Genomic DNA, 19,847 nt, shown 5'->3' on the forward strand with positions numbered 1-19,847 from the left:
CATGAGCGATCTGAGACTCGTGCTGCGCAACCTCTTCGGAAGCCGAAGCAGGTTCGCGCTCACCTTGACCGGCATCACGCTGGGCATCACGGCGCTCGTCGTGATGATGAGCCTGGGGAGCGGTCTGCGAACGCAGATCGACAAGCAGGCCTCCGACCTCGGCGCGAACCTTGTGGTCACGCCCAAGGGCTGGTGTGCCTACGAGCAGGTCAAGGTCCTGAGTGGCAACCAGCTTCCTGACGCGATTCCCCCCGATGAGCTCGCCAAGATCGAGGCCATCGAGGGCATCCGCACCCTGCCGTACCTCACCGTCGGCTCTGCCCTTGAGAACGAGCCGGTGCCCGTGACCGGCATTCGCGTTGCCGACACGCTGACCGAGAAGGGCTGGACGGTCGCCACGGGCGAGGCAGCTCGCGACGGGGCGAACGAGATTCTCGCCGGTCCCGACATCGCCGAGGCCTTCGCGCTGAAGCCGGGTTCTCCGGTCACGCTGCGCGGTACTGAGTTCACCGTCACCGGCGTACTCGATGCGACGGGGACCCGTGACGACGGAGTCCTGTTCATACCGATCGATGTGGCGCAGGAGGTCTACGAGACCGACGGGCGCGTCTCGTTCGTAGCCGTGAAGGTCGAAGATATCAGTCAGGTCGACCTGTTCGCACAGCGCATCGCCGATGCTGCGAACGTCGCGGTCGTCTCCGACAAGCAGCTGCTCGCCTCGGTGCTGAGCGTTGTCGACAGCGTCGGCACCACGCTGCGCGTGATCGCGGCGGTCGCCATCCTCACGGCCGCATTCGGCATCGTGAACACCATGCTCATGGCCACGTTCGAGCGTCGACGTGACATCGGCATCCTGAAGTCGGTGGGCAGTTCCAATGCCCGCATCTTCCGACTCTTCTTGTTCGAAGCAGCGGCCTATGGGCTTGTCGGCGGTCTGGTCGGGCTTGTCGTCGGTTCGGTCGCATCGCTCGTGATCACGCCCTACATCGCCAGCAATGAGTTCACCGCGTTCATCGGCGGGGCTTCGGTCCAGGCCACGCCCCCGTTCTCCGAGATGGGGCTCATCCTCGTAGGTGCCGTGGCCGTCGCTGCGGTGGCCGGCGTGTACCCGGCGCTTCGTGCCGCCCGTCTCACCCCTGTGGAGGCGATCAGCTATGAATGACCTCATCCGCGTCACCGACGTCCATAAGACCTACTACGGCCGCGGCGTCAGCACCGAGGCGCTTCGCGGAGTCGACCTCGACATAGATGCCGGCTCGTTCACCTGTCTGGTTGGCCCATCGGGGCACGGCAAGAGCACGCTGCTCCACCTTCTGGGTGGTTTGGACCGACCCACGCAGGGTTCGGTGAGCGTGCTCGGCGAGCACATCGAGGGCATGAACGACGCGCGGCTGGCGCGCTTCCGCGCAGAGCGGATCGGCTTCGTATTCCAGTTCTTCAACCTACTCAAAGGCCTCACGGTCCTGGAGAACGTGCAGGTCGCGATGATGATGCGCGGGGTATCCGGACGCGAGCAGACCGTTCGGGCGACCGAGTTGCTTGAGTCGGTAGGCCTTGCGCACAAGCTCAAGGCCCGCGCGAACGAGCTGTCCGGTGGCCAGATGCAGCGCGTGGCCATCGCCCGTGCACTGGCCAACGACCCCGACGTCTTACTGCTCGACGAGCCGACCGGCAACCTCGACAGCGCGTCCGAGGCGGACGTTCTCGCGATCCTGGCCGAGCTGCACGAGCGGGGCAAGACGCTTGTCATGGTCACCCACAGCATGGAGGTTGCCGACCGCGCTCAGCGTGTCGTCGAAGTCCGGGATGGCCGCATCGCTGCTTGACCGGTGTAGCGCCCTCTGTTAGCCGTTAGGGGGTATCCCCCGTCGCGAGGGCGCAGATCAACTCTTCGCCAGAACGAACCGCAGAGGGGACCGATTCCTGTGAGGGAGTCGGTCCCCCTGACCGTAGGAGCCGTGAGCGCGTGCCCGATGAACACCCCAGCGATCCACTGCACGGCGTCACGCTGGAGATGATGCTCGGACGGCTTGTGAACAAGTACGGCTGGCCCGGCTTGGCCAAGCGAATCCGCATCAACTGCCTGAAGAACGATCCGACCATCCCGTCGGTGCTGAACTTCCTGCGCAAGACGCCCTGGGCGCGCGCGAAGGTGGAGGAGTTGTACCGCGATTCGCGGTTCTGGACGCGGGACTAGCGGTTGCGGGGATTCGGGTTCGGCCCTTCTCCATTACCCGAACAGATGCGCAAGCGGCACCCGGCACTGACTCCTGCCCGGGCGCGTCCGCACGATGGAGGAATGGGCATAGTAGAGGAATAGGCACACAGGGTTCGAGGGCGCGCGCCTCGAAGGTATCGGATAGTCGGGCCGCTATCCAAGGGACGGCCCTTGGTTGGCGGCTTTGTCGTCTCCTAGGAGCAGGCGAGCGCCACGCCGTCATGAGTCGACCGGCCGCAGACGGGAGATGACCATGACCGAACCCGCGACGAACCAGCAGCTCTGGTACGCTCTCTCACCCGAAGCCGTACTCGAACAGCTTGACTCTCGCCGAGACGGGTTATCGGCGCAGGAGGCTGCGCGGCGTCTTGCCGTGGCTGGCCCTAACGCCCTGCAGGGCGTCGAGGGCCCCGGGTTACTCAGTCTGGTCCTCAAGCAGCTGCGCAGCCCTCTGATCTACATGCTCTTCGCCGCCGCCGCGCTGTCGCTGGCGGCCGGACACCCCATCGACGCCGTCGTGGTCGGGCTGGTACTCGTGCTCAACACGGTTATCGGTGTGTCCCAGGAGTGGCGTGCCGAGCGCTCGTTGGAGGCGCTTCGGAGCATGGCTGCGCCCCGCGCTCGCGTGCTGCGCGACGGCACCGTCGAGATCATCCCCGCCGCTGACGTGGTGCGCGGCGACATCCTCATGCTCGAAACCGGTGACTTGGTGGGCGCCGACGCTCGGGTCATCGACGTGTCCGACCTGCGGATTGACGAGTCCGCGCTGACCGGCGAGTCAGACACGGTCGGCAAGTCAGTTGATGCGCTCGAGGGAACCGTGCAGCTTGCGGACCAGCGCAACATGGTGCGCATGACGACCGCTGTGACCGACGGGCGTGGCCGCGCCGTCGTCGTCGCGACCGGCATGGAGACATCGATCGGCGAGATAGCGCACGAGGTCCAAAGTGCCGAGTCCGATCTGACGCCGTTGCAGAAGCGCCTCGCGAGTCTGGGCACGCTCATCGGCATCGGAGCGATCGGTTTCGCCACGCTGGTGTTCGTCATCGGACTGCTCCGCGGATTCCCCGCGGTGCAGATGCTCACGTACGCGGTCGCTGCGGCGGTCTCGGCCATCCCGGAGGGGCTGCCGGCCGTGATCAGCGTGGTGCTGGCTGTCGGCGTGCAGCGCATGGCCCGTCGCAACGCCATCGTGCGCAACATGCCTGCGGTCGAGACGCTCGGTTCGACCACGGTGATCTGCTCTGACAAGACCGGCACCATCACGCGCAACGAGATGACGGCAAGCCGGATGTGGGCCGGCGGTACCACGTTCACCGTGACGGGAGAGGGGTTCTCTCCGCGTGGCGCGGTGCTTTCGGAGCAGGGCGAGCCGGTCGCCGGCGGCAACGATGGTGCGACGGGACTCATCCAACTTCTGACCATCGGCGCGCTGGCCAACAACGCGACGCTCGAACACGACGAGGTCGAGGACCGCTGGCGCGTGGAAGGCAATCCTACCGACGGCGCACTGCTCGCGGTCTCGGAGAAGGGCGGCCTGGCCCCGGACTTTCGTGAATGCGCAGAGCGCATCGACGAAATCCCGTTCTCGAGTCGCTTCAAGTACATGGCGTCTTTGGACCGTCTACCGCATGCGCCTGGCCCGCGCATGCATGTCAAAGGAGCATTCGAGCGCATTCTCGACGCATCGGACCGGATGCTGGTTGAGGGTCGAGAGGTTGTAGTGACGCCGGAGCTCCGCCGCGCCGCCGAGCAGGCCGCCGAGGACATGGCCGAGCAGGCACTGCGGGTCGTGGCCGGCGGATACCGCGATGTCGACGCGTCAGAAGCCGAGCGCGGGGACGCCGAGTCGGGGTTGGTGTTCGTCGGGATGTGGGGACTGCTCGACCCGCCCCGTCCTGAGGCTGTTGCCGCCGTGGCCGCAGCCCAGAAGGCCGGAATCCAAATCAAGATGATCACCGGCGACCACGCGGTGACCGCCGCGGCGATCGCGCGCAACGCCGGGATCATCAGTCACGGCGAGGAAGTCGTGACCGGCGCCGAGCTTGACGTGACCTCTGACGAGGAGCTCGCCGACCGGGTCGGCGGCATCGCGGTGTTCGCTCGCGTCTCGCCAACGCACAAGCTGCGGATTGTGAAGGCGTTGCAGAAGCGCGGCGAGGTCGTGGCGATGACCGGTGACGGCGTCAACGACGCTCCGGCGCTCAAGCGGGCCGATATCGGTGTCTCGATGGGCATCACCGGAACCGAGGTCGCCAAAGAGTCGTCCGACATGATCCTGGTCGATGACGACTTCGCGACGATACTCGCGGCCGTTGAAGAGGGTCGCGTCATCTTCGGCAACCTCCGCCGCGTCGTGATGTTTCTGCTGACCACGAACCTCGGCGAGATCCTGCTGATTATCGCCGCGCTCATCCTCGACCTGCCGCTGCCGCTGACAGCCGTGATGATCCTGTGGGTGAATCTCGTGACCGATGGCGTGTCCGTCGTGCCGCTGGGTCTCGAGCCACGCCATGACGACGTCTTGAGCCGCAAGCCCAGACCGCCGGCCGAAGGGGTGCTCACACGGCGCTACGTCACGCGCATCGTGGTACTGGCTCCGGTGATCGGCGCCGGCACGCTTGCGAACTTCGTCGCACACCTGGGCCCAGAGGGGCAGTTGTACGCGCAGACGATGGCGTTCACCACCTTGGTGGCGTTCGAATGGTTCCGCGCGTTCAGTACGCGCTCGCTCACGAAGTCGGTGTTCACGCAAAACCCATTCGGCAACCGCCTGCTTCTCGGCGGGATTGGGATCGGCGTAGTACTCCAACTGACGGCGGTGTACTGGCCGCCGGCACAGGTCGCGTTCGGAACGGTCAACCTTTCGGCCAGAGATTGGGCGGTTGCGCTCGCGGTGGGCTCGACGGTGCTGTTTGTCGACGAAATCCTGAAGCTTGTGGACCGGCTGCGCGGGCGGGGCGAAGCGTAGGTGGCCAGAGAGGCATCTTGCGTGCCTCTCAAGCGACTCGCTGTATTTTCATCTCTGTGCTATTTTCAGTGCGTAGTGAAAATAGACAGGAAGTGAAAATGAACACCAACGCGCACGCCGATGAGCTTGCCCACCGCCTAACGCAGGCCGAAGCAGGTCGTTTTCGGGCGCAGGGCGACACCGTCATCCTCGATGGTGCGGTCGGCGACACCGGTCGAATCCAAGTCATAGACGCGGGCTCGGGGCGGACCCAACAGACAATGCAAGCGCTTCGCCGCACGCGGGAATCGCCACACGTACCCTTGATTGCAGGCCGCCACTTCAGTGAGCACGCGTTGGCCGAGCTGAATTCTGCAGATGCCAACTACATGGACGATCGTCACCTGCGCGTGCGGCTGCTCACGCCCAACATCCTCATACGCCTGCAAGAACAGGCACCCACGCCAGAAGAGCCTCCAGCGAAGAACCTGCGCCTGAGCGGCGCTGCCGGAGGCGTCGCACTAGCACTTCTTTCCGACCCATCGCGCGAGTGGAAGGTGAGCGATCTCGCCAATGAGGGACGTGTGTCTCTTGGGGCGGCGCAGAACACGGTGGTCTCACTCGAGTCCGATGGGCTGCTAGAGCGCTCAGGACGGGGGCCGGCGACGCGCCGTCGAGTGACGGACCCGGCAGGCCTTCTTGACCTGTACGCACGGGATGCGGCTGCGGACCGCAAAGTGATCGTCAGGGGATTCCTTCTCGACAGGGGAACCGAGGAGACGATGATCGCCGCGTCGCGGCTGTTGACGGTTGAGGCGCCGGGTTTGTCGGTTTGGTTCACCGGCGTAGCGGCCGCGCAGATGGTTGCGCCCCACGTAACCTCCGTGCGAGTCTTCGAGGCTTGGGTCACGACTCCTCATCGTGCCGACCACATCTTGAAAGGGATGGGCGCGATGCCGGTCGATGAGGGGTCGAATCTCGTTGTGATGAGGGGTCACAAGGGTGTCACCGTCGGATCGGAGTGCTGCAACGGCGTTCGTCGGGTGTCGGTCTTCCGGATGTACGCTGATGCCCTTGCAGATCCCGCTCGGGGCGAGGAACAGGCGGAGCACCTTCGCGAGACGGTAATTGGCTTCTAGGGGGTCACGTGGTCGACGGGTACAGCAATGCGGCGACGGAGCGATGCGAACGAGTCCTCGGCACGCTCATGCGTGGAATCGGTCAGCCTTGGCGGCACAAGATCTGCCTCGTGGGAGGACTCGCTCCACTCTACATCGTGCGAGGGGACGGTTATGGCCAACCCGCCCACGTGGGCTCTACTGATGTGGACGTCGCGCTTCGCCTAGCGCTGGAGTCCGAAGATCAAGGAGCATACGCGACGCTCGAGACGAACCTGAAGCGGAACGGCTTCGGCCGAGTCGATGGGGCCTCTTGGCGTTGGGCCGCGGATGTCGAGAGGGAGACTGTCGTGCTGGAATTCCTCGGTGACGTGAGCGATGCCGCCCCCGGAACGGTCTTTCGCGCCAAGGTCACGCCGCCCGCCGGTGCCGGGGGTGTGGGGCTGCTGTGCGTGAGGGGCGTCGAGCTGGTCTTCCGGGATGCTCTCTCAGTTACTCGCGACGTCCCGTTGCTCGATGGCGCCCGCTCTCGTGTCGAGTTCCAGGTCGCTAATCTGACTCCATTCGTGGCACTCAAAGCCGACGCGTATCTGGATAGGCGCAAGGCGAAGGATGCGTACGATCTGGTCTACGTGCTCAGGTGGTGGCAGGGCGGGCCGGCGGCGGCAGCCGCTGCGTTCGCGTCCAGCCCCGTCGCCGATGAGCCCTTCGTTGTCTCGGCCATTTCGCGGGTGCTGAGTGACTTCGCTTCCCCAGATCGGGCCGGAGCCGTCGATTACGCAAGCCTCAGAGCATCTGCCGGGTCGGCAAACGAGGTGGCTGTGGCGCGAAACGAAGCGGTTCTCGTGGTCCGGCAGTTCGAAGAGGAGTTACGCAATCAGGGCTTCAAGGCGGGCGACGCGGCCCCGACGTAACGAAACAGCCCCAGTCACTGTCGGCGCTGGATGGCGGCTGCAACAGTAGGGCCGATAGTCCGAGAGAACCTGCGCCGATGTGAAGGGATGCCCGCCGCCGTGACTGCGTCAAGCGAGGCCGAACCCGGTTCTCACATCGAGCGTTGGCGAGCCCGCCTCATCGCTCAGGGGACGGATGGGGCGCATGCCGACGCGCTTGAAGAGCGCCTGCGCGTGCAGGTTGATGCGCTCGTCGCCGCCGGTCTGGACTCCGACGAGGCCTTCCTGATCGCGCTGCGCCGGATCGCCGTCGCCGACGAGGCCACCCGCGAGTACGCCCGTGCCGCCTTCGGCGCGTTGATGGCGGCACCCGCCGCGGACATCGGCTCCGCCGCCGCTCCCGAGTCGGCCGGCGCCCTGCGCAGCGCCGTGACTGAGTTCCGGGTGATGCTCGCATGCGCCGCCGCAGCGGCCGTCGCCATCAAGGTTCCGACGCTCTTCGGACTCGATCTCGACGGCGACAGCGGCAGCTTCTACGCGCGCAACCTGAGCCTGTTCGTGCTGCCGTTCCTGGCGATGTACTTCGTATGGGCGCGCGGGCTGAGTCGCAAGGGCATGGCCGGTCTGGCCGCGATGTTCGTCGCAGCCGCGGCGTTCGCGAACGCGTACCCGCTTGAGCCGGGCGGCTCAACGGAGATCCTGCTCGCCATCCACCTGCCGATCGCACTCTGGCTCGCCGTCGGCGTTGCACATGCCGGGGGCGCGTGGAGGGCGGATGTGCGGCGCATGGAGTACGTGCGGTTCACGGGCGAGTGGCTCGTCACCTACGCGCTCATCGCGCTGGGCGGCGGTGTGCTCGTCGCGCTCACGGTGGGCGTGTTCGGCGCGATCGGGATCGACGTCGAGGTGTTCATCTCGGAATGGGCGATTCCCTGCGGCGCCATGGGTGCCGTGATCGTCGCAGCCTGGCTCGTGGAGACCCGCAGAAACCTCGTCAGCGGGATGGCGCCCATGCTGGCGCGCGTGTTCACGCCGCTGTTCGCGGTGATGCTCGTGGCGCTGCTGGCCGGCGTCATCGGGACGCGCGGGTTCATCGATATCGAGCGCGAGGTGCTCATCCTCTTCGACCTGCTCCTGGTGCTGGTGCTCGCCCTGCTGCTCTACGGGATCTCATCACGCGACCCGCTCGCCGAGCCGGGATTGTTCGATTGGATTCAGGTGGTGCTTGTCGGCTGCGCGTTGGGCGTGGATGTGTTCGCCCTGCTCAACATCGCCAGCCGCCTGACCGAGTACGGGTTCAGTGCGAACAGGACCGCCGCGCTTGGTCTGAACCTCATCCTGCTCGTCAACTTGACGTGGTCGGTGTTCCTGCAGTCGCGCTTCTTGAGAAGAAGAAGCGATTTCGCGCCCGTCGAGCGCTGGCAGATGCGCTACCTGCCGGTGTACGCGCTGTGGGCCGCGATCGTCGTCGTCGCGTTCCCGCCGCTGTTCGGCTTCGCCTGAGGCGAATCACGGGGGGACACCTTCGCGTTTTACGGGGGAGCACACAGAAAGACGGCCCGCCCGGCGCGATGCCGAACGGGCCGTCCTGGGGCACGTACGAGGGGCCGCTAGCGGATACTGATCTCGGCCCGGCGGTTAAGCACGCGACCCGCCTCGCTCAGGTTCGAGCCGATCGGCGAGGAGTTGCCTCTGCCGCTGGCGACCACATTCACCTTCACGCCCAGTCTGCGGAACTCAGCGAGCAGGTAGGTCCGTACGTTCTGTGCGCGCTGGGCCGACAGCCTCGCCCGGAACGCCGCGCCGCCTGGTGCGGCCCCGGCCGTGAAGCCGTCGACCACCACGGTCTTGAAACCCTGGGCCTTCACGAGCGCCGCGAGCTTGCGCAGTTCGCGCTTTCCTGATGCCGTCAGCGTCGCGGAGTCACCCTGGAAGCGGATGGTGCCGATGCGAACGTCATGCGCCGCACGATAGGTGCCGCGGACTCGGACCGACTCGGTGCCGTTGTTGCCGTAAGCCTGCACCTGCACGACGGCGTTCGGGCCGAGCAGCGTGTTGATGCGTAGCTGTGATACGGCCGCGCTCGTCGTGCCGACGAGGCGCCCGTTCACGTACACGCGGTAGCCTTTCGCATTGGTCGACCCGGTCCACTTGATCAGACTGCTGGCCGCACCGGCAGGCGTGTAGGTGATCGCGTGGGGCGGACCGGGGTTGACGGTGACACTGACGGTCTTGGTGACGCTGTCGGCGCCACGGGTGACGGTGACCTCGACAAGCATGGTCCCTGAGAACCCGGGCCGGGGTGACACGACGAGGGCGGCGCCTTCGAGCCGCGCGCTGCCGGCGCCCGGCGTGGTCACGGTGACGCTCGTCTCATCGCCGTCTTCGAGACCGGACACTGGAATCGAGGTGGAGGTTGGTCCGGCAGTGGTGACCGGCGGAACGATGACGTCAATCGGGTCACCGCCGCCACCGCTACCGCCGTCGCCAGGATCGCCCGCGCCCCCCAGCGTCAGGCTCACGGGCGAGGAGCCCGCGTCGACGCCATCGGATCCGAGCGAGATGGCGCGGAACTCGTAGGCGACGCCGGTCGCGAGGCCCTCGACCGAGTGCGAGGTCGCTGACGTGCTAAGCCTCGGGCCGTACACCCAGTCGCCAACCCCGGCCACGCGCCAAGCGACCTGGTATCCGCCCAGACCGGGGCCGGTGTGGGCCGGAGCGTTCCAGCTTACGAGCGCAGTCGTGGCGCTCGCCTGCGATGCGGCTAGATCTCGCGGTGCGGACAGCGCATGGCGCACCGACACGCGTACCCACGCGATGGCGCCACTGTCCGTCATGTACATGAACCCGTCTTCACCGGTGAAGCCCGCATTCGGCGTGTACCCGATCAGGTTGGGTTGGCCTGTCATACCGCGGGTGACGGTGCCATTGCCAGCCTGGGATTGCGAGAGGACGTTGCCTACGCCGACGTCGTCGTTACCCAGTACGTCGATCCACACGGTTGTCTGATAGGTGCCGATCTCATCGGTGCGGGCGACGGGGATGTAGGCGAAGCTCGCGGTCACGGTGAGGTCGCTGTCACCTGCGAGATCGCTACGCGTAGCGGTCGAGACACCGTCGGACCAGCCGGTGAACCAGTAGCCTGGCGCTGGGACCGCAGTGACCGCAGACCCGCTGTTGCCGGTCTGAATGACCTGGGTCGTGGATCCTGCGACCGTGCCGTTCGGGGCTGCGAGATACGACAGGGTCACGTTCGAGATCTCGAACTCGGCGGTGACGTCCATGTCGGCGGTCACGTTGGTGTCACGACGCTCAGCGGTCAGCACACCGTCGTCCCACTGCTTGAACTTCCAGCCCGAATCCGCCTTCGCGGTCACGGACGTGCAATCTGCTCCAACCGCAACGACCTGCGTCGCTGAGCCCTCGATGGAGCCGTTCAGGCCGGCCAGATAGCTCGCGGTGACGTCGGAGACGGCCTCGCCTGACAGTGGCGCACTGAGCGTCACGAGCACGGGAGAGATCAACGGAACCGAGAGGCTTCCGGTGAAGTCGCCGTCGGCAGATGGCGAGAAGTCGATCGTGAGATCGCGGTACTCACCAACGGCCAGGGTGAACGCTCCTGCGGAGCCTGCGGCCACCCCGAAGGGGGCGCCAGCACTGGGTGCGCCGAACGAAAGCGGCTGGCTGCCGTTGTTCGTGACGCGTATCGTCTGGGAGGATGTGTCGCCAGGGCGCCCGGAGTACGAAAGCGTCGTCGGCGAGATGTCGACGCCGACATCAAGCGCGGTCAGCCGGGTGGTCGCGCTCGAGCTGCCGCCGGGACCGGTGGCAGACAGCGTGATGTCCGAGTACCCGGAGGCGATGTCGGGAACGTTGACATCCACATAGATGGTGGTGGCGGATCCGGCGGGGAGGGTCAACGTGGTCGCGCCGACCACGTCCACATCCCAGGTGCCGCCGCTGCTGTCGCTCGCACTGACCGTAACGTCCTGCGGCGACGTGCTCAGGTTCTGCAGCGTGAACGGCAGCGCCACGGTGGAGTCCGGTGCGGCGTTCTGCGGGCCTGGCGCAAGCATCTGGAGCGGGCCACCCGGCGTCCACAGCTCGTATGCCTCGATCAGCCAGGTCTCGCCGGGGGATAGCGTCGCGCGGTTCCACTGCAGGTAGTAGCCGGCGTCCGTGTATGCGGTATTCGCACTGTCAGGCAGGTCGGTGCCCGCAGTTGCGTAGCCGTTCCCGATGCTGTAGTGGCCGCCGAAGTAGTGGTTCGCGGGGGTCGCCGGGTTCGCGTAGAAGCCCATGAGCCCCCAGTTCGCATAGTTGTTGTTGCGCACGTACACCATGCTCTTCGCAGGGTCGTAGAAGCTCGACGCGCTGTCCTCTCCGCCGAAATAGGTGTCGCCACCGTGATAGAGCCGCACATCGGTATGCGTGGTGGGGCCTGAGTTCGCGATCGCCCAGGATTTCGTGAAGAAGCGGTCGCCGTCCATGAGGGTGAGGGTCTGCGTGATTCGGATACCGCTCGTACCGGCGTCGAAGACGGTCACGATCTGTTTGCCGCCAGCGATGGTCACGATGTCGTTCGACACGGCGGTGAACACCCCGCCTGGTGCCGTGCCGGTGCGGTAGCCGCTTGTGTAGGATGCGGTCGTCCCAAGCCACAGGACGCTACCCCAGCCAGCTCCACCGTAGTACTGGTGAACCCACCCCATGGGTCCGGCGGGACCGTCCTGATCGACGTAGACCTTCGGTCCGCCGGACGGCGTCACGGCGAGCCTGAGGATGCCGTTATCGATGGTCTGCTCTGCGGGTGGTAAGGCGCTCGCCGTCGCCGGCAGCGCCAGAACGCTGGCCACCAAGGCGACGACGAGCATCGTCCTAAGGGCGATGCCGATTCTTCCGAACATGCGGGGTACCTCCTACGCCGGATGCAACACAACACAGAGATAATCGGGACGAAGTCGTTAACACTCAGCCGCCAAATCGTTAAAGTTCGGCACGACACGCGAACGTGTCGACGATCGGCCGTATGCTTCACATCGAGGTGACGACGTGGACGCCAAGCGACTTCTGCTAATCGAAGACGATCCGACTATTGCCGAGCTGCTCGCATACAACCTTCGACAGGCGGGCTACGAGGTTCGGCTCGAATCGGACGGGCGCAACGGCCTGCTGTCCGCGTTGAGCGGAGAGGTGGACCTGGTGCTCGTCGACCTCATGCTTCCGGAACTCGACGGAATGACCGTCAGCTGCGAGATATCCCGGGTCAAGCCCGACGTGCCGATCATCGTCGTCACGGCCCGGACTGAGCGCGAGATCATGCTCGAGGGTTTCAACAGCGGCGCGGACGACTTCGTCACCAAGCCCTTCGACCTTGACGAGCTCTTGGCGCGCATCGCTGCGCGCCTGCGCAGATCCGACACCTCTTCGGGCCGCATAGAGGGTGCAGTGAGCGTTGTCGGGATGCGCCTGGACCCCGATTCGCACGTGCTCGCCACTACAGCAGGCGAGGTCTTCCTCAAGCCCAAGGAGTATGGACTGCTCGAGCTTCTTGTGTCACAGCCGGGACACCTGTTTCGCCGCGAGGAGATCACGCGGAGGGTGTGGCATCAGGGGTACTCGTCAGCCTCGCGCACGCTCGACGTCCACGTACGGCACGTGAGAGCGAAGCTCGAACAGGTCCGCGCGCCTGTCACGATCCAGAACGTGCGCGGCGTGGGTTACCGGCTCGACTCGGAGGCAGGTTCGTGAGTTCGGATGTCGCGTACGCGGTGGTGTTCGTCGCTGCCACGGCTGTCTCGCTGGCTGTCGGGGTGGCGGCGTGGCGACGCCGTCCGGCGCCTGGGTCGCTCGGCCTTGCGCTCCTCAGTCTCGCACACGCGATGTGGTCCGGGACGCTCGCGCTTCAGTGGATCTTGACCGACCACACACCCTCGCTGGCTTGGCTCGCGGTTCGCAACGTCGGGCTGTTTCTCTCGCCCATCGCGATCTTGATTCTGGTGCTGAGCTACACAGGCAGAGATGCCTGGCTCACCGCGCGAACGCTCGTCGCGGTGTCCGTCGTACCCATCGGGTGTTGGCTGGTGATGGTGACCGAGCCGTGGCATGGACTGTATCTCGGCGGTATCGAGCCGGCGATGAAGTTCAGCTCGACCACGCCCGTCGCACTGTTCCAGGTTGCCTACTCATACGGATTGATGCTGTTCGCAGTGGGGCTGCTCGTGATCCACCTGCTCCGGCGGCCTCCGCATCGGGCGCAGGCGGCCGTGCTCCTGCTCGCGTTGCTGCTGCCAATCGTGCACTTCGCCCTCCAGTTCGCCGGTGTCGACTTGCTTCCGCGTGTGAACTCCGTGCCGTTCTCGTTCACGGTGTCAGGGGCGCTGATGCTGTTCGCGCTGACGCGCCTGGGCCTGTTCCGGCTGGTTCCGATCGCGCGGGACCAGGTGATCGAGCAGCTGCCTATAGGAGTGGTCGTCTACGATGCGGACCGGCGCATCATCGATGCGAACCCTGCCGCGATGCGCATGACCGGTGCCTCAGGGGTGATCATGGGCAAGACCTCGGACGAGGCCTTCCCGCGCCAGCTCGAGACGATACTCAGAATCCGCGAGGGGCTGCTCACTGCGGACACAGCGACAGCGCTCGCTGAGTTCGCTCCCGGGCTGTGGGTCGAGGCCACGGCTTCAGTGCTCCACGACCGCTCGGGCGAGCGCATCGCAATACTCGTCATGCTCAGGGACGTCACCGCCCAGCGCGCCGCCGAGCGCATGCAGCGAGACTTCGTCGCCAATGTCGCTCACGAGCTTCAGACCCCTCTCACCGGGCTGTCGCTGCTTGCCCGGACGATTCCTCGTGCGATGCGCGAGGACCCAAGCGCGGTGGACGGGTTCGTCGAGCGCCTCGGCTCCGAGGTCGATCGGCTTGTGCACCTCACTGGCGAGCTGATGACGCTCTCGCGGGCCGAGACGTTGCCTGCCGACGAGTCGATCGAGCCCGCAGATGTGGGCGAGGTCGTCGCCGCGAAGATCGAGGACATCAGGGGCGTGGCAAGGGCGAAGGGGTTGTCCCTCGAGGCACACGTGCCCGGCGGCTTGCGCGTCGCGTGCGACGAGTTCGATCTGGCTGTGGTCGTGGGCAACCTGATTCAGAACGCGGTGCGCTATACCGGTGCCGGGGGCCACGTCGTGCTGAGCGCCGAACGAGCGGCCGGTTCGGACGGCGCGCCGTGGGTCGAGATTCGTGTCACCGACGACGGAATCGGTATCCCCGCGGAGGATCAGCAGCGGGTCTTCGAGCGCTTCTACCGGGTGGACAGGGCCCGTTCGCGAAGTACAGGTGGCACGGGGCTGGGGCTCGCTATCGTCAAGGTGATCGTCGAGAGCCACGGGGGTTCTGTGGCGCTTGTCAGCACGCCGGGCGAGGGGTCGACGTTCACGGTGCGGCTCCACGCGGCTTGATCGCTGAGATGCGGCGCGACACACGCTGCGCGATCGGGGGGACTCATCGCCGTGGTGCTCGCCGTCACGAAAGACAGCCTGCGCCCTCTGCGCGCAGCCGAGGAAGTCAAGAATACTTGACATGGTGTCTGAATCGCTTTACAGTCGGGTATGTCAAACATATCTGACATCGAGGAGGGCATCAGCCATGACGTTCGAAGAGAAGACAACGTGGGTGGCCGTAGTGGTCACGACGCTCGTCTCGGCCGTGTACTACTGGGTCGTGCTCAGCCAGCTGGGTGAGGTGCCGGCCGCCGAGATCGCGTACCAGGCCCCGTTGGTGATCGCGGTGGTGGCCACCATCATCCTGACGATCATCGGGGCCATCGGTACCGCAATCGGCACCGCGATCGCCTCGGCGGTATCCGCCGAGATCAGCGGCGGCGAGCCGGAGCTCGACGACATCGGTCGGACCGACGAACGCGATGTCGACATCAGTCGGCGAGGGGCGCGCGTCGGGTACTACGTGTCCTCGGCGGGGGCGGTCATCGTGCTCGGCATGACGATGCTCGAGTACGACTACTTCTGGATCGCGAACGCGCTGTACGCGGCGTTCCTGTTGGGGTCGATCGTTTCATCGCTGGTCGCGCTGGCCGCCTATCGCAGGGGCTTCTGATTATGGTCAAGCCGACGAAGGTGACCAACAGCATCCGGGCGCTCCGGTTCGCCAACGGCGAGATGACGCAGGCGGAGTTGGCCGACAAGGTCGGTATGACGCGCCAGACGATCATCGCCATCGAGCAAGGGCGCTACTCGCCCTCTCTTGAGGTGGCATTCAGGATCGCCCGGGTGTTCGGAGTACCGCTCGACGACGTGTTTCAGTATCCGGGGGAGGAATCATGACCTCGCAACCCACCGTCCTGCTCGTCGGCGGCACCGGCCGCACCGGCGGCCGGGTGCTCGCTCAACTGCTCGAGCGCGGCGTCGCCGTGCGCGCCATCGTGCGCTCGGCCACGCGTCTGCCCCAGGGCGTGGCGAGCGACCCGTTGCTCACCGTCGTCGAGGCCGACCTGCTCTCGCTCTCCGGCGAGGAGCTGCAGCGCCACCTTGAGGGCTGCGACACGGTGATCTCGTGCCTCGGCCATACCATCAGTGTGCGCGGCATCCTGGGACCGCCGTACTCGCTGGTCACGCGCGCCGTGACGAACCTCGCCCGGGCCATCGCGGCCATGCGCCCCGCTAAGCCGGTGCGCCTCATCCTCATGAGCACCGTTTCTGTGAACCAGCCGGCGAATGCGGACACGCGCCGCGGATCCGGCGAGCGGCTCTTCTTGGGGCTGCTATGCGTACTGATGCCGCCTGCCCGGGACAACCAGCGCGCTGCCGACTTCCTCGTCGGACAGATCGGCGAAGACTCCCCCGCAGTCGAGTGGGTGGCCGTCCGCCCCGACACGCTGCTCGATGGCGAGGTCACCGAGTACCGGCTGCACGATGAACTCGTGAGCAGCATCTTCAAGCCCGACGGGACCAACATGGCCAACGTCGCGCACTTCATGTGCGAGCTCACGACCGATGATGTCGCCTGGCAGCGCTGGAAGGCGAAGATGCCGGTGATCGTGAATGCGGGCGCGCAGGGCGGCGAAGGGTAGTCGTCAGCGTGTATCCGGGCTGTTCGGTGCTGACGCAAGGGCGACTCATGGGGAACGAAGTAGTCGACCAGGTAGCCGCCCGGACTGCCTCGCGCTCAGTTCACTTCGATGAGCGAGTCGGTCGGTGCGTGGGCGTCGGTGAGCACCGGCACGTCATCGGTCTCGATCCGGCCTTCGTACAGATCCTCGCCGAACCGATCGTAGTCGTTGACGGTGACCGTTCCACCCACGCGGTCGGCGATGCGTGCGAGCAGCTCATCGCGGTCACCCAAGCCGTTCGTGGCGAGCACGATGATGTTGCGGTTGGTCTCCGTCGCGTAGTCCTCCCCGATACCGATGGGGAACACCCATCGGTGGGGCCACACGAGACCGACGGTGCGGTACATGCTACGGAACAGCTTGCTGCGCTCGCCGTCGACCGCGCCGATCACGTTGTAGGCGACGACGCCGTCGGGGGTCAGGTGCGCCGCCACCTCGCGGAAGAACTCCTCGGTGGCCAGGTGTGACGGCAGCGCGTCGGCGTAGTACGCGTCCATCACGATGATGTCGTAGCGCGTGTCCGTCGCCGCGAGGAACCGCCGCCCGTCCTCCGCGGTCACGGTGATGCGCTCGTCGCGCGGCAGCTCGAAGTACCTGTAGGCGACGTCGACGACGATGGGGTCGATCTCGGCGACATCGATACGCATCTGCGGGTAGTCGCGCCACATGCGCTTGACGAGGGATCCGCCGCCGAGCCCCACGATGAGCACGCGCTTGGCGTCCGGCTTGGCCGCGAGGGCGAGGTGTAGGTACTGCGGGTAGTGAAAGCTCGTCTCGTACGGATCGTCGAGGTACATCGCGCTCTGGTGGCTGCGGTCGAACCTCAGGTGGCGTTCGGCGTTGTCCTCGGTGACCACGAGGCGGTGGTACGCCGTGTCCTTGCGGTAGATGACCTCCTCGCCAGCCTTCGTCCCCGGCACGGCGGCCGCGGGGCCGATGAGCGAGACCGCGCCCGCAACGACGCCTGCGACGATCGTGGCGATGGCCAGCACGGCGAGCCGAGCCGAGGGTGCCGGGGCCCCGCTGGGCACGTCATCGCCGTAGCGGCGTGGGAGCAGCAGAGCGAACCCTGCGGCCGCGAACAACACGAAGCCGATTCCGACGGCGAGCCCGTCAAGCGACAAGAGCGGAATGAGCCAGAACGCCGTAGCGATGGTGCCCACGATGCTGCCTGCCGTCGAGATGGCGTAGAGCTGCCCGGCGGAGCGCCCGATGTGGTCGACCCGGTCACCGGCCGCGAGCCGCACCCCGAGCGGTGACACCATGGCCAGGAGCAGTGCGGGCGCGAAGAACACGATCGCTGAGGCCACGAGCGAGCCCGTTCGTGCGCCGAGCCCCGCGACGAGCGGCAGCACGAGATCGGTGAGGCGCGGCACGAGGACGGTGAAGAGCCCCGCGCCTGCGATGACGGGCGCGAGGGTGCGCGTGGACCCGAAGCGGTCGGCGATCTGCCCGCCCGCCCAGTAGCCCAGTGACAGCGCCACCATGACGATGGAGATCACCGCGCCCCAGACGAACACAGAACTCCCGAGTGTTGGCGCCAACAGACGCGCCGCGATGAACTCAAGCGCCATCAGGGACGCTCCGCATGCGAATACGATGACCTCGAGCACGGATTCCTCCCTCGTGCGCCGCCGCGTGTGGGCGCACGCCCATGGTACCCGTCTCGGGCGTGTCGCGGGCCCCGCTACGCGCAGAACACCCGCACGTTGTCGCCCTCGCTCGCATTCACGTTGATCTCCATCTCTCGCAGGCTCTCGATGAGATCGTCGATATCCTCAGGCTTCAGGTTGTTGAAGTCGATCGACATGCCGGCTTCGCCCATGGACTCGTTGATCTGGTCCATGGCCTGCGGCGGGATGAGTGACGTCAGCTTCAGCCCCGTGCGAAGTACGGCGAGGGGGATCTTCACGTCGACCGTATCCTTGCCACCGCTTACTTTCACGTACATGAAGCGGGGGACCGTTCCCTCAGGGGCGGGGCCGGTCGGCCAGTCGGCCGAAACCGATGGGGCTACGGCGGCGGGCGCTTCGTCGTCCGCACCCAACGCGTCGATCAGAAGGTCGGCCTCTGATGCGGTGATCTTGCCTTCGGCGAGCATGTCCAGAATGCGCTTGCGGTCCTCACTCATGGTTCTCAGCTTCCTCTCTAGTAGATCTCGATGTCGACGAGCGCGTCGGGTGCGACGATGTAGGCACAGGTGCCTCGGGTCTCGGCCACGAGCTGTCCGATGCCCAAAAGAAACGCCGTGTAGTGGTGGTAGGGCTGCGCGGCCAAGAGAAGCACGAGGTCGACCAGGGCCGACACGACGAGCGCCAGTCCGACGATGGCGAAGAGCAGCGGCCACAGCAGGACGAAGGGCAGCCATATCCGGAAGCCCCGCTTGCCCTGCTCGCGAACCCTCACGTCGATGACGTACGGCGGAAGGATCATCGCTATCGCCTGAGCCTCTCGGCAGCGTCCTCGGCCGTGATCTCGCCGCGCTCGAGCAGGTCGAGGATCTCGGCTGATGCCTCGAAGGTGGGCACGCGATCGACCTGCACGAGCTCGAGCTGTTCGGCAATCCGGTTGAGTCGGTTCTTGATGGTGGGGTAGCTCACCCCGAACGCCTTCTCCATGTGCTTGATCGAGCCGTGGCTGCGGATGAACTCGGTCACGAAGATCTGGTCTTCGTAGCGCAGCCGGGCCAGGGGCGGCATATCGAACTCGCCTGAGATGGCGATGCCATCGTCCTTGAGGCGGACCTCGGTGACGGCGAACTCTCTGCCGCCGACGAGATCCGTCAGATCGTGCCATCCATGTGTCATCGAGAACCTCCCTCGGATTGATTCCGATAGGGATTCTCTACCCAGCAATCAATAAAGTCAATCAGACAATTTAAAAAATCAATACGCGGCCAGGAATATCGCTTGAGGGCCATGCGGCGCGCGCATCGGAATCACCAACACGTCCTATAAGCCTAAGCCGCCGAATCCGTCCCCAGAACGCAAACGAGGCGGTCCCGAAGGACCGCCTCGCGGTGCACAAGCTATCGCAGGTGTTTAGACCTTGCGGATGTTCTGCGCCTGAGCCTTGCCGTTCTTGCCGGTGCCGACCTCGAACGTGACAGCCTGGCCCTCATCGAGGGTCTTGAAGCCATCGCCCTGGATCTCGCTGAAGTGCGCGAACAGATCGTCGCCACCCTCCTGCTCGATGAAGCCGTAGCCCTTGTCCGGGTTGAACCACTTTACTGTTCCTTCAGCCATGAAAACCAATCCAATCTCTTGCCCCTCGGGGCAAATAACAAGCGACGCGATTTCCGCCTGTAAGCGGTTGTCGCGCCGCAGACATACGAACCGACTTCTTCGGCCCGCGTGGCGAGTATACATGGGTTCTTTGGGAAGCGCCAGACAATTATTGACGAGGAGCGCGTAAGGATTTGGGGGGTCTACTCTCAGTTCAAGGGATTGAACATCGCGAGGAGCTGCTGACGCGTCGAGAACGGCATCAGATGCCCGGCTGGTGGTGCGTATCCCTTTCCGTCCGAGATTACCATCTCGTAGCC

Annotated in this window: 18 protein-coding genes; 12 read left to right on the top strand and 6 right to left on the bottom strand. The window is 65.6% G+C overall.

Going from position 1 to position 19,847, the window contains the following annotated elements; genetic code table 11:
• Position 1 precedes the first annotated feature (1 nt).
• From U1E26_08530 to U1E26_08560, 7 genes are all read left to right on the top strand, one after another.
• Positions 2–1,162, top strand: coding sequence for an ABC transporter permease (locus U1E26_08530; protein ID MDZ4169685.1), 1,161 nt, complete (start codon positions 2–4; stop codon positions 1,160–1,162).
• Complete coding sequence (locus U1E26_08535; GenBank protein MDZ4169686.1) at positions 1,155–1,826, top strand: ABC transporter ATP-binding protein; 672 nt, start codon at positions 1,155–1,157, stop codon at positions 1,824–1,826. Before U1E26_08530 ends, U1E26_08535 begins: the two co-directional genes overlap by 8 nt.
• 140 nt (positions 1,827–1,966) lie before the next feature.
• A complete protein-coding gene (locus U1E26_08540; GenBank protein ID MDZ4169687.1) occupies positions 1,967–2,197 on the top strand; it encodes a VF530 family protein in 231 nt (76 codons plus the stop codon).
• Positions 2,198–2,471: 274 nt separating this feature from the next.
• Positions 2,472–5,189, top strand: a complete 2,718-nt coding sequence (locus U1E26_08545) for an HAD-IC family P-type ATPase (GenBank protein ID MDZ4169688.1) — start codon at positions 2,472–2,474, stop codon at positions 5,187–5,189.
• 98 nt (positions 5,190–5,287) lie between these two features.
• Positions 5,288–6,307: a hypothetical protein gene (locus U1E26_08550; protein ID MDZ4169689.1), complete on the top strand. Its 1,020-nt coding sequence runs from the start codon at positions 5,288–5,290 to the stop codon at positions 6,305–6,307.
• Positions 6,308–6,315: 8 nt separating this feature from the next.
• Positions 6,316–7,200, top strand: coding sequence for a nucleotidyl transferase AbiEii/AbiGii toxin family protein (locus tag U1E26_08555; GenBank protein ID MDZ4169690.1), 885 nt, complete (start codon positions 6,316–6,318; stop codon positions 7,198–7,200).
• Positions 7,201–7,299: 99 nt separating this feature from the next.
• Positions 7,300–8,682 (top strand): hypothetical protein, encoded by a 1,383-nt coding sequence (locus U1E26_08560; GenBank protein ID MDZ4169691.1) that lies wholly within the window; start codon positions 7,300–7,302, stop codon positions 8,680–8,682.
• 107 nt (positions 8,683–8,789) lie between these two features.
• On the opposite strand, the gene U1E26_08565 is transcribed toward U1E26_08560, so the two are convergent.
• The gene (locus tag U1E26_08565) at positions 8,790–12,086 is read right to left on the bottom strand and encodes an OmpA family protein (protein MDZ4169692.1); all 3,297 of its coding nucleotides are present in this window, start codon (positions 12,084–12,086) and stop codon (positions 8,790–8,792) included.
• A 145-nt stretch (positions 12,087–12,231) separates the two neighbouring features.
• On the opposite strand from U1E26_08565, the gene U1E26_08570 reads away from it, so the two are divergent.
• From U1E26_08570 to U1E26_08590, 5 genes are all read left to right on the top strand, one after another.
• Complete coding sequence (locus U1E26_08570; GenBank protein MDZ4169693.1) at positions 12,232–12,930, top strand: response regulator transcription factor; 699 nt, start codon at positions 12,232–12,234, stop codon at positions 12,928–12,930.
• A complete protein-coding gene (locus U1E26_08575) occupies positions 12,927–14,636 on the top strand; it encodes a histidine kinase N-terminal 7TM domain-containing protein (protein ID MDZ4169694.1) in 1,710 nt (569 codons plus the stop codon). Before U1E26_08570 ends, U1E26_08575 begins: the two co-directional genes overlap by 4 nt.
• Before the next feature lie 187 nt (positions 14,637–14,823).
• A complete protein-coding gene (locus U1E26_08580) occupies positions 14,824–15,291 on the top strand; it encodes a hypothetical protein (protein ID MDZ4169695.1) in 468 nt (155 codons plus the stop codon).
• 2 nt (positions 15,292–15,293) lie between these two features.
• Positions 15,294–15,518: a helix-turn-helix transcriptional regulator gene (locus U1E26_08585; GenBank protein MDZ4169696.1), complete on the top strand. Its 225-nt coding sequence runs from the start codon at positions 15,294–15,296 to the stop codon at positions 15,516–15,518.
• Positions 15,515–16,264 carry an NAD(P)H-binding protein gene (locus U1E26_08590; protein ID MDZ4169697.1) on the top strand — a complete coding sequence of 250 codons (750 nt, stop codon included), beginning with the start codon at positions 15,515–15,517 and terminating at the stop codon, positions 16,262–16,264. Before U1E26_08585 ends, U1E26_08590 begins: the two co-directional genes overlap by 4 nt.
• Before the next feature lie 95 nt (positions 16,265–16,359).
• On the opposite strand, the gene U1E26_08595 is transcribed toward U1E26_08590, so the two are convergent.
• The 5 genes from U1E26_08595 to U1E26_08615 form a co-directional block, all read right to left on the bottom strand.
• Positions 16,360–17,916, bottom strand: coding sequence for a fused MFS/spermidine synthase (locus U1E26_08595; protein ID MDZ4169698.1), 1,557 nt, complete (start codon positions 17,914–17,916; stop codon positions 16,360–16,362).
• Between the two features lie 74 nt (positions 17,917–17,990).
• Positions 17,991–18,434 carry a hypothetical protein gene (locus U1E26_08600; GenBank protein ID MDZ4169699.1) on the bottom strand — a complete coding sequence of 148 codons (444 nt, stop codon included), beginning with the start codon at positions 18,432–18,434 and terminating at the stop codon, positions 17,991–17,993.
• A 17-nt stretch (positions 18,435–18,451) separates the two neighbouring features.
• Positions 18,452–18,736 (bottom strand): hypothetical protein, encoded by a 285-nt coding sequence (locus tag U1E26_08605; GenBank protein ID MDZ4169700.1) that lies wholly within the window; start codon positions 18,734–18,736, stop codon positions 18,452–18,454.
• 2 nt (positions 18,737–18,738) lie between these two features.
• Positions 18,739–19,110, bottom strand: coding sequence for a DUF2089 domain-containing protein (locus U1E26_08610; protein MDZ4169701.1), 372 nt, complete (start codon positions 19,108–19,110; stop codon positions 18,739–18,741).
• Positions 19,111–19,344: 234 nt separating this feature from the next.
• The gene (locus U1E26_08615) at positions 19,345–19,548 is read right to left on the bottom strand and encodes a cold-shock protein (protein ID MDZ4169702.1); all 204 of its coding nucleotides are present in this window, start codon (positions 19,546–19,548) and stop codon (positions 19,345–19,347) included.
• Between the last annotated feature and the right edge of the window lie 299 nt (positions 19,549–19,847).

This window comes from Coriobacteriia bacterium (genome assembly GCA_034370385.1).
Taxonomy (GTDB): Bacteria; Actinomycetota; Coriobacteriia; order Anaerosomatales; family PHET01; genus JAXMKZ01.